Annotated in this window: 12 protein-coding genes and 1 pseudogene; 11 read left to right on the top strand and 2 right to left on the bottom strand. The window is 56.6% G+C overall.

What is annotated here, in order from left to right; all coding sequences use genetic code 11:
* Positions 1-429: 429 nt before the first annotated feature.
* Both ACP96_RS14180 and nrdR read right to left on the bottom strand, forming a co-directional pair.
* Positions 430-648: pseudogene (locus tag ACP96_RS14180) on the bottom strand (ribonucleotide-diphosphate reductase subunit beta); the annotation flags it as partial.
* Positions 649-817: 169 nt separating this feature from the next.
* Entirely contained in the window at positions 818-1,306 is a 489-nt protein-coding gene (nrdR, locus tag ACP96_RS14175; protein ID WP_050033805.1) for a transcriptional regulator NrdR, read from the bottom strand.
* Between the two features lie 864 nt (positions 1,307-2,170).
* On the opposite strand from nrdR, the gene ACP96_RS14170 reads away from it, so the two are divergent.
* The 11 genes from ACP96_RS14170 to ACP96_RS14120 all read left to right on the top strand — a co-directional run bounded on the left by ACP96_RS14170 (position 2,171) and on the right by ACP96_RS14120 (position 11,720).
* Positions 2,171-3,697, top strand: a complete 1,527-nt coding sequence (locus tag ACP96_RS14170; protein WP_202593965.1) for an ABC transporter substrate-binding protein — start codon at positions 2,171-2,173, stop codon at positions 3,695-3,697.
* A gap of 130 nt (positions 3,698-3,827) precedes the next feature.
* Positions 3,828-4,778, top strand: a complete 951-nt coding sequence (gene nikB / locus ACP96_RS14165) for a nickel ABC transporter permease (protein ID WP_050033804.1) — start codon at positions 3,828-3,830, stop codon at positions 4,776-4,778.
* Entirely contained in the window at positions 4,775-5,668 is an 894-nt protein-coding gene (gene nikC, locus ACP96_RS14160) for a nickel transporter permease (protein ID WP_050033803.1), read from the top strand. Before nikB ends, nikC begins: the two co-directional genes overlap by 4 nt.
* Positions 5,665-6,756: an ABC transporter ATP-binding protein gene (locus ACP96_RS14155; protein WP_050033802.1), complete on the top strand. Its 1,092-nt coding sequence runs from the start codon at positions 5,665-5,667 to the stop codon at positions 6,754-6,756. Before nikC ends, ACP96_RS14155 begins: the two co-directional genes overlap by 4 nt.
* The gene (locus ACP96_RS14150) at positions 6,743-7,822 is read left to right on the top strand and encodes an oligopeptide/dipeptide ABC transporter ATP-binding protein (protein ID WP_050033807.1); all 1,080 of its coding nucleotides are present in this window, start codon (positions 6,743-6,745) and stop codon (positions 7,820-7,822) included. Before ACP96_RS14155 ends, ACP96_RS14150 begins: the two co-directional genes overlap by 14 nt.
* On the top strand, positions 7,815-8,564 hold the full coding sequence (locus tag ACP96_RS14145; protein ID WP_154020485.1) for an NAD(P)/FAD-dependent oxidoreductase: 750 nt from the start codon (positions 7,815-7,817) through the stop codon (positions 8,562-8,564). Before ACP96_RS14150 ends, ACP96_RS14145 begins: the two co-directional genes overlap by 8 nt.
* A gap of 617 nt (positions 8,565-9,181) precedes the next feature.
* Positions 9,182-9,430, top strand: coding sequence for an antitoxin VapB family protein (locus ACP96_RS14140; RefSeq protein WP_050033800.1), 249 nt, complete (start codon positions 9,182-9,184; stop codon positions 9,428-9,430).
* On the top strand, positions 9,427-9,822 hold the full coding sequence (locus tag ACP96_RS14135) for a PIN domain-containing protein (protein ID WP_050033799.1): 396 nt from the start codon (positions 9,427-9,429) through the stop codon (positions 9,820-9,822). Before ACP96_RS14140 ends, ACP96_RS14135 begins: the two co-directional genes overlap by 4 nt.
* A gap of 214 nt (positions 9,823-10,036) precedes the next feature.
* Positions 10,037-10,642, top strand: a complete 606-nt coding sequence (locus ACP96_RS14130; protein ID WP_050033798.1) for a site-specific integrase — start codon at positions 10,037-10,039, stop codon at positions 10,640-10,642.
* On the top strand, positions 10,639-11,058 hold the full coding sequence (locus ACP96_RS14125) for a hypothetical protein (protein ID WP_050033797.1): 420 nt from the start codon (positions 10,639-10,641) through the stop codon (positions 11,056-11,058). Before ACP96_RS14130 ends, ACP96_RS14125 begins: the two co-directional genes overlap by 4 nt.
* A gap of 152 nt (positions 11,059-11,210) precedes the next feature.
* Positions 11,211-11,720, top strand: a complete 510-nt coding sequence (locus ACP96_RS14120) for a hypothetical protein (protein ID WP_050033796.1) — start codon at positions 11,211-11,213, stop codon at positions 11,718-11,720.
* Positions 11,721-12,555: the final 835 nt, after the last annotated feature.

Genomic DNA, 12,555 nt, shown 5'->3' with positions numbered 1-12,555 from the left:
CGTGAGTGACGACACTGTCGCGTCGGCGGCAGTGCGCCGCCGACAGCGACGGTCCATCCTGAAGATCACACTCACCAGCGATTCGAAGACGCGCCACGACCAGTTCCATCTGATTCATCGCCATCAGACGAGATTACGCGGCTGTCGATGTGATCGACTGAGATTACGTGAGCAGGTTGAGTCAGGCGAGTTCTGGTAGAAACTCGCCTGACAAGCCGGTCAGCTCAGACGTTGGTAGTAGTGATATCTTTGGATCGGCGACGCACTCACCGGAGTGAGTGCGCCGCCTTCAGAGAGTGACACAGATCTCATCATCCGAGACAGAAGAACGTCCGTTCAGTTCTCCGATCACACTTCATCAGCGATTCGACTCAACACCGTCTTGCTCAACTATCCGCACAAACACCGCCTCAACGCGCCGCTAAACTACAACAGATGCCGTTTGATGACGGTCTTCTCGGCAGGCGTCGTGTTGACCTTGAAGTCCTGAACGTCTCCCGAGAAGTTGAACTCCGTGTGAACCCAGTAGCTGTTCCGTATCGCATCCTTGTAGTCGAGGAAGTCGTTGTACTCATACGGTTTGAGCTGTATTCGTTCCGAGAAGATGTCGGTCGCTGTATCTCCGCCTGTGGTTTTATTTTTAGTCATTGGGACGTACCCTGGAGAGAATGTCCGCTGTTGGTTGGCTTCTGTTTCGGTCGTTCGTTGGCTCGGTGCACTCGAACGCACACGTGTCGCTTTCTGTACGTCTGTCCGTGTCCTATGGCCGCTCGGTCGAGTACTGACCGAACATCCGTTTGATCTGTGTGTGTTTGTGTCATTGTGAGCCGTTCGGAGCTTCGAAGTCGTCAAGTTCTGCATCCAAGACTGCATCAAGTTCTCTCAGGAATTCCTGCGGCTCAGAGAATGCTTTGTAAACAGAGACAAATCGAATGTAGGCTACCTTATCGAGCGTGCGGAGGTTCTCAGAGACGAGTTCGCCGATGAGACTCGACGGGACGATGCGTGCCTCTCGATCTTGAAGCGCGCTCTCGATATCGTCGACGAGAGTCGTCACTGTTGTCTCGGCCACGTCTCGCTTCTCAACGGCTCGTTCGATCCCTGCGCGAAGTTTCGAACGGTTGAATGGCTCGATGGTTCCGTCGCGCTTCTTCACCTGGAGGGAGTCCCACTCCGGCCGTTCGTAGGTCGTAAAGCGGAACGAACAGCGTTGACACTCACGGCGCCGTCGAACGGAGGTTCCATCCGCGCTGGCCTCGGTATCGATGACGCGTGTTCGCTCGTCCCCGCAGTCCGGGCAGTTCATCGTTGTCACTAGTTGTCCCTCCAGGTGCTTAACACCATATGTGGGGGCTATCGTTTTCAGCTGCAATATATGGTGCCAGCGGCACCAATATAAATCCTTCCCAACCAGGTTGATGTACTACAACCTTAGTTGTATTAGGCAGAGATAGAATTGGGGGTGGTCTGCAAACAGGAACAGTCAATCACCCATCTCTGGAAAATATCTATATCTCAGACATCTCCGCGAGTTTTTGTCGGCGCTCTTGGCGTTGCTCTACTGCGATATCGCGCAGATCTTTCTGGGCTTCTGTTGGACATTGAAGCATCGGGACAGTTGTCGGAGTTTCGCTCGCGTCAAGGGTAACGAAGCTAAAAACGAGGTGGCCGCTTCATATGATTCTTTTCCCGTTAGTCGTTCTGCCTGCACATCGACTTTGATATCCATGCTCGTCCGACCAGTATTAAGACCGTGGCCAGTGACGATTGTGACATTATTCGAAACCTAGTACAAAAAATAATTTCATATGTAGTCAGAATGAAATCATTTAATCTATCCACTAATACTATCACAGCCATTGATTCTAAACAAGTCATCATTGATGATATTATAATGCTAAAACCATCTTATCAAAGATCTGATTTAACTACCGCCCGTTAGCTCGATAGCCTTTTGGCTGCTATCGTCATTTTATGAAATCTTGAATATCCACAATATACAAGTACACTTTATCTAATGAAATGAAAATTGTTTTAGGATAGGCCGCTGTGTCCTCTGGTGTGACTACAGAACACGTTCAAGAGAACCGGCCAAGTAAGAGCCTGCTAACACAGTCTCACTTCCATCTCGTTTGCATTCCCTCCCCCACCAGTTCACAGGTGAGTTTTGATGCATAGACGTTGCTCGAGACGGCGACTTCTCGGCGGTATCTCGGCTGGTCTTGTTGGGGTGATCGCAGGGTGTACCAGTTCACAGTCAAACTCGGATGGGTCGTTTACCGTTGCTCTCACCAAAGATCCAACACGAGAGAAATGGGATATCTACGGCGGTATCACGCCGTACTACACGCACGTCTTTGAGCCGCTTGTGAACACCACCGACGACATGGGGACCGAGCCGTTACTGGCAACCGAGTGGGAGGCCGTCGACGAGACGACTTGGGATTTTTCTCTTCGAGAGGATGTTACGTTTCACAACGGAGAACCGTTGACGGCGAACGCTGTCGTTCATTCGTTTGATCGCGTTTTCGAGCAGTGGTCGTATGTCCCGGGCTGGATCGGCGTCGAATCCGATGGTGTATCGGCTGTGGACGACTCCACGGTCCGCTTCCAGACGACGGAACCGTTTCCCGCGTTCCCCGGCACAATATCGCACAATTACTTCGGCATCCAACCCTCCGACACAGGTGAGACGCCGATCGGAACAGGCCCTTTCAAGGTAGAAAGCATCGAAGAAGAACAGTCGATTACGCTCACGCCATACGAGGATTATCGAGGAGAGACAGCGACCCCGACTGAGATCACGTTCGAGTGGATCAAGGATGCCAATACGCGCGTACAGACCCTCCAGAAGGGGTCGGTTGATATCGCACAGAAAATCCCGAAGAGCAGAGCTACAACTTTGGATAACTCGTCTGGGATGGCAATCGAAACCCAGTTGACTCCCCAGGCGGGACTCGTCGCGGTCAATCTTTACAAATCACCGACCGACGACGAACAGCTTCGCCAAGCCCTCAACTGGGCCGTCGACCAAAGTCAGGTAGTCGGGAGCGTCCTGAACGGAATCGGAAAGCCGGCACGGGGCCCGATCTCGTCGATTATCCCGTGGGCCATTCATGGCGACCTTCCGACATACGGTCCGGACAGAGACCAGGCACGGGAACTCGTTGAGGAGTCCGGATACAGTGGTGAAACGCTCTCGATTCTGATTAACAGTGAAAACACAGATGACCGTACGATCGCACAGATCCTTTCGGGTTGGTTCGAGGAGATCAACGTAGCGAGCAAAATTCGACAGGTCGATCCCGCATCGTTCTACGATACGTTCTCGTCCGGCGAGGCGAACCTGACGCTCGTCAGTTTTGGATCAAACAGCGCCGCCTGTGATTATCTCATCCGGGCGATGTTCCACTCGGAGGGGAGCGACAATCGAAAGCTCCACCAGCAAAATGGAACCGGGGTTTACAATCCCGGCGCTGATGTCGATCGTCTCATTGAGCAGGGATACCGGGCAGAGACGATGGCCGAAAAGCGTGAGCACTACGGAGAAGTACAGCAAAGAGTCATCGATACGGCGGCCGTCATTCCGCTATACTACAACGAGTACGTCTTCGGTCGACAGTCGAACGTTTCTGGAATCAACGGCCACCCGGTCGATAACATGGTCGACTGGTCTGGACTCTCTCGGAAGCAATGATCTATTCGCCGACGGAAGGTAATCAAATACTATACTCCTACTTCGGCGACGGAGTGGGAGCTTTCGCCGATTCGGGTCCGTTAGACGGTGATAAACTGGCAGCCAGACTGGTGGTGACGCACAGATCAATATGAACAACCATTACCTACTTCGACGGCTGCCAACGATGGTTATCGTCCTGTTTGGTGTCTCGCTTCTCACCTACGCGATGATCTTCGTCACGCCCGGCGATCCTGCTCGAACGATACTGACCCAGCAAATGGGTGGACAGACCCCATCTCAGGAAGCGGTCGAACAATTTCGGGTATCCGAAGGTCTCGACGATCCGTTTACTGTCCAGTACGTGCGCTGGATGGGCGACGTGCTGCAAGGTGACCTTGGTCAGTCGTATTACAGTGACCAACCGGTAACTGACGCGATCGCACAACGGTTGCCCAACACGATTATACTGGCCGTCGCGTCGATGTTAGTCGCGATCGCAATTTCGGTTCCAGCCGGTATCGCCAGCGCGGTCAATCCGGGCAGTCGAATCGACTACACTGCACAGTTCGGCGCGCTTGTCGGCGTCTCAATGCCGAACTTCTGGCTCGGTTACCTGCTCATCATCGTCTGTTCGCTCTGGCTCGACGTCTTCCCTGTCGCCGGTGTCGGCGGGCTCGAGCATCTGGTTCTTCCAGCAGTGACCTTGGGTTCGGGAATGGCCGCGGTCATCGCCCGGTTGGTTCGAACGGCGATGCTCGACGTACTCGATGCCGCCTACATTCGAACGGCCCACTCAAAGGGATTGCGCGAGCGGATCGTGATCTACAAGCATGCCCTCCGAAACGCGCTCGTTCCCGTCGTGACGATCGTCGGGCTACAGCTGAGTTATGTCCTCAACGGCGCTGTCGTCGTTGAGGTCGTGTTTCAACGACCGGGACTTGGTACGCTGCTGGTCGACGCAATCTTTGCACGCGACTACCCGATCGTCCAAGGGGTGACGCTACTCATTGGCGTCATCTTCGTGCTGACGAACTTGGCTGTCGACCTGACCTATAGCCGACTCGATCCGCGAATCGACCTCGGAGGTGAACCGACGTGAGCGATACGCCAGCTGATGCGCAAAAGCGGAAAGCGAACGAGCGCAAGAGTCAGTGGATCGACTCACTCTCGTCGGATCGTCTTACGCAGTTTGGCGTTGCAGTTGTGTCTGTGTTGTTCGTGGTCGCAGTGTTTGGACCGCTCGTGTCACCATACAGTCCGACTGAACAGAATTTGGTCAATCAACTCGAGGCACCATCGCTGATTCATCCACTTGGGACCGATCAACTCGGTCGCGACGTCCTCACGCGACTCCTTCACGGTGCGAGGTTGTCACTTGGGATCGCCGTTGCCGTAACGACCGTCCGACTCGTCATCGGCACGGCGGTCGGTCTTGTTGCAGGCTACGCCGGCGGATGGATAGACGAGGCTCTGATGCGACTCGTCGACACGCTGCTCGCGTTTCCCGGGATCGTACTCGCACTCGTCATCGCCGGAATTCTCGGACCGAGTCTCGTGAACGTGATGCTCGCGCTGGCGGTCGTCGGCTGGGCATCGTACGCCAGGCTCGTTCGGAGCAGTGTCCTCTCGCTTCGAGAGCGGGAGTTCGTGACCGCCGCTCGGTTACTCGGTCGATCCCGGATACACGTCACTGTCCGACACCTGATTCCGAACATCGCCGCACCGGTCGTCGTGCTCGCGACGCTCGATCTCGGTGGCGTAATTCTTGGAATTGCGGGACTGTCTTTCCTCGGACTGGGTGCACAGCCACCGACGCCCGAGTGGGGAACGATGCTCGCGTCGGGACGTACATACATCCGACAAGCGTGGTGGCTCGTCAACGCTCCGGGTGTCTGTATCATGATCACCGTCCTCGGATTCAACGTCCTCGGAGATAGCCTCAGAGACAGACTCTCTCCGGCCCAGTCGAACCAGATCGAGAAACTATGACTGATCAACTGCTTCGCGTCGAAGAGTTGCACACGCGCTTCGACACCGATCGAGGAACCGTTCACGCAGTCGACGGAGCGTCGTTCACCGTCGATCGCGGAGAAATCGTCGGAGTTCTCGGAGAGAGTGGTAGCGGCAAGTCCGTTACCGCCCGATCAATTTGCCGATTGGAAGAGCCGGGGAAGATCGCTAACGGGACAATCACGTTCGATGGGACTGACCTGACGACCGCCAGCAAGTCGACGCTCCGTCAAATTCGAGGGAACGAGATATCGATGGTATTCCAGGATCCAACTGAAACACTGAATCCGGTATTCTCCGTCGGCGAACAGATCGCCGAGTCCGTTCGAATACACGAGGCGAACGGCCGTCAGCGGCTCCTAGATTTCCTTGGCGTGCCGCTGTTTCGAGAGCGGTCGGCGTGGACGGATGCACGTGATCGCGCTGTCGAGTTGATGGACCAAATGGACATTCCGAACCCGGAATCTCGATTGTCGGCGTTCCCACACGAGTTTTCGGGCGGTCTCCGTCAGCGTGCGGTCCTCGCAATCGCACTCGCGAGTGATCCCACGTTGCTGATCGCCGACGAACCAACGACGGCACTGGACACGACGACGCAGGCAGACATCCTTCAGCGACTTCGCTCTCTGCGAGACGAGCGGGACGTCGGAATCCTCCTCATTTCCCACGATCTCGGCGTCGTGGCTCAGACCTGTGATCGCGTCGTCGTGCTGTATGGTGGACAGGTCATGGAGTCTGGACCAGTCAACGAGGTACTGACGGCCCCGGAACACCCCTATACTCGAATGCTCCTCGAGTGCTCAGTGCGAAACAGCAACCCGGGCGAACGCGTTCGATCAGTGAGTGGGACTCCACCAGATCCCATCGGCGGCTACGAGGCATGTCCGTTTGCCGACCGATGCCGGCACGCCACTACGGCGTGCCGTGAGGGATACATCCCAACTACTGAACTCGATTCCGAGCACCGGCTGGCCTGCGTCGAAGCTCCACTTCCTGCGGACGACGCACTTGCCCACCGCCAAGATGCACTGACGCCCGATGGAGGTGAACAGGATGACTCAACGTGAACGAAAGTCGAACGAACTGCAGTCGAGAACTCCCGTGATCGAGCTACAGAACGTCTCGAAGAGGTTCTCAGAAGAGCAATCCGTATTCGATCGGCTGTGGGGTACCGATTCGGCCGCGGAGGCAGTCTGTGACGTGTCGATAGCCGTCAATAGCGGTGAAACCGTGGGACTCGTTGGTGAGAGTGGGTGCGGCAAATCCACCCTTGCAAAACTTCTCACCGGCCAACTCACGCCGAATGATGGGCACGTTCGCCTTGACGGGACTCAAGTCGGGGGAATAGAGGATCGGTCGCCGGCCCAACGTCGGCAAATCGGTGTCGTGTTTCAGCACGTTCGGGAGAGTTTCGATCCCCGGTGGCCGATCAGTCGGTCGCTTACCGAAGCCCTCAAAGACGCCGAAACCGCTTCTGAGGTGGATACCGATCTCGACGATGTCGATAAGTTGTTGCGAAGCGTCGAACTCTCTCCAGGGATTGCCGATCGGTATCCCAGAGAGCTGTCGGGCGGACAGCTCCAACGCGTCGCGCTGGCCCGGGCCCTCGCACACGACCCCGACGTGATCGTCCTCGACGAACCGGTGTCCGGGCTTGACGTGGCGACACAGGCGACGATCCTCAATCTACTTGCGGACGTTCAGCACAGGTTCGATGTCGGATACGTGTTCATCTCCCACGATCTCGATGTCGTCAGATACCTCGCTGACAGGGTTGCGGTCATGTACGCCGGCGAGATTGTTGAGACTGGGCCAGCGACGGAACTGTTCGAGCATCCGAATCATCCGTACACCGACGCGTTACTTCGTGCGATTCCGAGCGATTACCCACGAACTGCCCCACCAAAGCCGCTCCAGGGTGATCCCCCCGATCCGACGGACCGACCGACAGGGTGTCCGTTTCACCCACGTTGTTCCGCCGCGACGGTGGAGTGTACCGAGCGCCAGCCAAACTTCGAGGCGATCGACGGCACACGCGTTCGGTGCCTTCATGCCCCTAATGCGACCAAGGAGAGCAGCACCGATACCCGACCGAATGAACGAACTGAAGCGATTAACCGAACAAATGACTGACAGTTACGACATTGCCATCATCGGCGGCGGACCTGCCGGCTCAGTGGCCGGTGTTTTCCTGGCTCGCGCCGACTTCGACGTATTGATTTTCGACCACGGACGCTCCGCGCTCCGAAAATGTGCATTCCTCGAGAACTACCTCGGCTTCCCGGCGGGCATCTCGCCGACGGCGTTCCGAGACCTGCTGTACGAGCACACTGAATCCGTTGGGTGTGATCGTCTAGAGACGACAGTCGAACAGATCTCGGAGAGAGTCGATAGTGGCGGATTCCGGGTTCACAGTCGGAGTGAATCTGGAGACAAAACGCATGACGTTCGGTACATCCTCGCCACGTCGTGGGCGGAGACGGAGTATCTTTCGCCACTCGGCGTCGATACCGTCCCGGAGGAACACCCCGGAGATGTCGAAGTGGTGTCGACGAACGATGATGGCCAAACCAACGTCGACGGAGTCTACGCCGCAGGTCGAATCACCGAAACGTATCATCAGGCGATCGTGAATGCCGGTGACGGGGCACGCGTCGCCCGTTCGATCGTTGAACGTGAGCGGCCGAATTTCTATAACGACTGGGTCGTTCCGACAGGATACTACGACCGCTACGGCAGGGCCGTTCCGGAGGGCGTCGAAGAGATTTCACACGAAGAGCGCCGCGACCGTGAGCGGCGGGCCGCTCGAAAGATGGTTGAGTTTTTGGTCGCGTCGCAAAGTCGTTCAGAATGCAGTTCGTCCCGTTCGCTTTGACAGGGTATATCTCTCGGATGCGTGACTTGATGATAGATAGACTACCTCTACCCGGTATTTTCGGCCATATCAGTCTTCTATCGAAATTGCGGGAAAATTTACCGTAACTCAGATTGAACGGTTTTCCGACGCGACCTAATGATTGACGACAATCGATAACTCCGCAATGAATCCTCCACAACCAGCATCCGAACCGTACTCGAAAGGCGATGAAGTAACCGTGTACGTAGGCGAAGACGACCCCGACGTCCGGTACCAACAAATCGCCCGCAAGCAGCCCAGTTTTCATTCGGCACGAGGGGGGTGTTTACTGGAAACGGTGGCGTGTTTGTAACCAACAGCGCGGGGAATGAGGTGGTAGCGTTGGTTAACAGATCACGCTCTTGTGTAGAGCTGCGGAAAGACGATTTGACATGTTGAGTTCCTGTTGCAGTCCGGCGATCTAAGTCTTAGTCAGCTCACTCAATTCAGTTCTGGGTATTAAGCAACCAACCTCTTTCCGCGTTGCTACATAAGAGCGAGAACTCGAGCCGCGGCGCCCACCAGAAATCTCCGATCACGTCCCCCGAGCCCCTGAGCAAAAGACAAAGTAGCGTCAACGCCAACGTCAACGTACAATGGGCGTCGCCAACGAACAGATCCGAGTGAGCGAGACGGTGAAGCGCGAGATTGAACGACGCCGGCGGGAGGGCGAGAGTTACAACGACGTCCTCGAGCGCATCCTCGACGAGGAGGACGCCGGCGATTTTGACGACGGGTTCGGCCGGTGGTCCGATGAGGAGGCCGAACGCGTCCGTGAGGGCCGGCGGACGTCAAAGGAAAAGCGGAAGCGTCGGATGCGCGAGCGGGCCGAGGACGCTGTATGAAGGTCCTCGACGCGACCTTTCTGATCGACTACCTGGACGGTATCGAGGCGACCCGTGAGTTCTACGAGGAGCACGGCGGTGACCAGACCCGATGGGTCGCTCCGGTCCCAGCGTTCGCCGAGGCTCTCGTCGGTGAGGGGAACCTCCCGAGCGGGGACGTCGACGGGGCCCGCTCGGACCTGGCGTGGGTCGACGTTCATCCCGTCGATGAGCGGACGGCGGTCACGGCAGGGTACATCGCGGACGAGATTGCGCCGGGCGGCCCCTACCTGGACGGGCCCGACGCGCTGATCGCTGCGGTCGGCCGCGAACTCGACGCGCCGGTGGTCTCCGGGGACGGCGACCTCACTCACGAGGAGACGAAGAAGGTCGTCGACGTCGAGGAGTACTGACCGCCGGCGAGCCCGTTCGTTCCCCCCGAGCGCGTTCGCCCGTATCTGAAGTGACTCACGGGACGGCGGCCGCTCCCTCCTGCGTGTGGTACGTGTGCAACCGAGTGCCGCTTTATCATACAAGTCGGAAACGAAACACCGGTATCTACCCCTATAGCGCCTCAATCAGGGCGCTCCCCATACCACTAAGTGCAAGGTTATTATAGAAGTCTGCATGAGACTTGAGGCGACCGCAAAGGAAGACGAGTACAAGGTCTGGATGACCGACGCCGAACTTGACGAGCTGCGGCGGGCCGCAGCAAGCCATCGCGACGACCTCGTCATCCAACTGGGCGGCTACGTCGGCCTTCGCGCCTTTGAGGTGCCCCAGATTTGTCCGAAGCACGTCAAGCGTACCGAGGACGGCGACCACTACCGTCTCCGCGTTCCTGAGGGGAAAGACACCACTGGGAACGGCGGAAAGCCGCGTGATGCCTACCTGCCACCTGACGTCGAGGGCGACATCCACCGGTACACGAACGCTGAGGACATCAACAGCTACGAGCCGGTCGTCGACCTCACCGAGCGCGGTGTCCGTGATGTCGTCAAACGCACCGCCGAGCGAGCTGCCGAGGAGACCGGCGACGAGGACTTCCGGTACGTCTCCAGCCACGATCTGCGTCGACGCTACGCCCAGCGCCTCCTCGTCGACGAGCAAGTTAATCCGCGGGTGGTGATGCAGGTTGGGGGTTGGGACTCTTTCCAGGCGATTGAGCCGTACCTGAACGCGCCCACGCCCGAGGTCGTGAATGAAGCCTTCGAGGAGGCTGGCCTCGTATGACCGCCGACGACGTCGATCCCGAGAACCCGCGACCCGAAGGGCATTATCCCCGATTTGCGGACAACGAATGGCACTACATCCCCGATGAGTTGGCGCAGACGATTTCGCTCGGGCCGGCTGGCGACGGTGAGGACGGCCAGGATTGGGTGTTGACGTATACGCCCGAGCGAGAGAATACGGAGGACCGGGAGAAGATACTGATGCGGCTCACACCACGGGCGCTGCACGAGCTCTACATCGAGACGAAAGGCCTCTCGACTGACCAGCGAATGCACGGTCATAGTGCCGAGTGCGATCTCTGCGGCGAGCAAGTCGATCTCGATGAAGCCATTCCCAATCCCCGCGGCGAGCCGTGTCACAAGCACTGCTGGGCTGAGTATACGGGCGCGCCGGACTGGTTCAGTGACTACGTGTAGACGTAGTTGCTAGCGCAGTATCTTCTGGGAACGACTGTTTCGACACTGATTAACCGGGCTGGTGTTTCCACTTCTACTACTAGACATACTCAATTCTACCAAAGATATTTACTTACCGAAGTTACTACAGTATATACAGGAAACTCCAGAATATGTCCAATCCGAGTAATTCCGTCAAAGTTGACGACGCAGTTCATTCAGAACTTGAGCGTCTCAAGGGGAAGTATGACGTGAGTACGTTCAACGACGTCCTCCGACATGAACTCAATATTGTACCAGACGCCAAGATTGATGAGCTAGCTGCTTTTCTCCCGAGCGAACTTCGAGAAGTAGCCCACGACGTTGTCGATACCATCGATGGGGTCGACGAATTTACCAGATCTGTTGAGGAGGGCGACTATGGAAAAACCTATTTGACCTTCACCAGCCCTGAGACCGAACGTCAGATTGCCTCAGTTGGATTCAATGAAAAAGAGTTCACGATATCGTACATGAATAAGGACGGAGAGATGGACCAATGTGGGCGGGGTCGGAAGAAGAGTTCAGACGAGGTTCACTACGGCACGAGCAGCAACACTTTCGAACATGTTGACCCAGAAGAGATGCTCAACAACGTAGAGGACAAGGTAGCTGGGTCGAATCGACGGTGGGGGTCGGAGTAGATTAACGGAGCGAACCTACTTGAGATGTCGTGGCAGCGTAGAATCCGATTCCGGCGGGAACGCTGATTATAATTTGATGGGGCACACCTGCAAGTAAGGGGTGCCTTGGTCCATCTAATTCCTGTTTGGCGGGACTCGGCTGGTTACTGGTTACGGTTACTGGTTACACTAAGCGGTTTCTCCAAAAGCTCTATATGAGCGCGGGAGTGTTTTCTAGGTGAGCGCGGAAGGTGCCGCGTGGAGGCTGCATGACCATGACCCGCAAGCCCCGAGGCGCAAGCCAACGGGCGTTGAAGACGGACGTGGGTGCAGCAATCCCACCTTGATTCTAAATCTCCAATAGTCGCGACGCCAGCTCGTCGTAGCCTTGACGCCGGGCATACTCAGCAACTGGTCGCAGTGATCGATTGAATTCGTCAGGCTCGCCGCCGCCCATCCAGCCTCGATACCAGCAGTTCACGCGGCTTGCGACCGACTCAGCACGGCGCTGCGTTATCGGCTCAACTTCGACTGGATTAGAATTGGAGAACAGCGAATTATACGCACTACCCCACCGGTCGTTGAAGTCCTCCTTCGTCTGGGGCGCTTCGGGTTCAACCGCTGAGCAGTGTCGTGGATGGTCGATCTGCCGGGCAAGATGGTTCGCAGAAACGTCTGCAAGGAGCGAAGCAGGATAGTAGTATTCTGACTGAATGCAGGTCACGACCGGCGGAACATCTTCAGAAATCCCATAGTCGCTAGTTGTCCACTCTGGCTCAGGAGTCCAGCAGCTGATACGTAGTCCTGAGTGAAGCGGATGAATCAGGAACCTGATTCATCCTCCCATACCTTTGCT

The sequence above is a fragment of the Halorubrum halophilum genome, assembly GCF_000739595.1.
In the GTDB taxonomy this organism is placed as follows: domain Archaea; phylum Halobacteriota; class Halobacteria; order Halobacteriales; family Haloferacaceae; genus Halorubrum; species Halorubrum halophilum.
Note: the sequence above shows the minus strand (reverse complement) of the source record. Positions and strands in the feature narration are given on the sequence as shown.

What these genes read in the sequence shown, in the direction of transcription:
- ACP96_RS14170 (WP_202593965.1), top strand. Translation starts at nt 2,171, where the DNA reads ATGCATAGACGTTGCTCGAGACGGCGACTTCTCGGCGGTATCTCGGCT.
- ACP96_RS14135 (WP_050033799.1), top strand. Translation starts at nt 9,427, where the DNA reads ATGAAGGTCCTCGACGCGACCTTTCTGATCGACTACCTGGACGGTATC.
- ACP96_RS14130 (WP_050033798.1), top strand. Translation starts at nt 10,037, where the DNA reads ATGAGACTTGAGGCGACCGCAAAGGAAGACGAGTACAAGGTCTGGATG.
- ACP96_RS14150 (WP_050033807.1), top strand. Translation starts at nt 6,743, where the DNA reads ATGACTCAACGTGAACGAAAGTCGAACGAACTGCAGTCGAGAACTCCC.
- ACP96_RS14145 (WP_154020485.1), top strand. Translation starts at nt 7,815, where the DNA reads ATGACTGACAGTTACGACATTGCCATCATCGGCGGCGGACCTGCCGGC.
- ACP96_RS14140 (WP_050033800.1), top strand. Translation starts at nt 9,182, where the DNA reads ATGGGCGTCGCCAACGAACAGATCCGAGTGAGCGAGACGGTGAAGCGC.
- ACP96_RS14155 (WP_050033802.1), top strand. Translation starts at nt 5,665, where the DNA reads ATGACTGATCAACTGCTTCGCGTCGAAGAGTTGCACACGCGCTTCGAC.
- nikB (WP_050033804.1), top strand. Translation starts at nt 3,828, where the DNA reads ATGAACAACCATTACCTACTTCGACGGCTGCCAACGATGGTTATCGTC.
- ACP96_RS14125 (WP_050033797.1), top strand. Translation starts at nt 10,639, where the DNA reads ATGACCGCCGACGACGTCGATCCCGAGAACCCGCGACCCGAAGGGCAT.
- nrdR (WP_050033805.1), bottom strand. Translation starts at nt 1,306, where the DNA reads ATGAACTGCCCGGACTGCGGGGACGAGCGAACACGCGTCATCGATACC.
- ACP96_RS14120 (WP_050033796.1), top strand. Translation starts at nt 11,211, where the DNA reads ATGTCCAATCCGAGTAATTCCGTCAAAGTTGACGACGCAGTTCATTCA.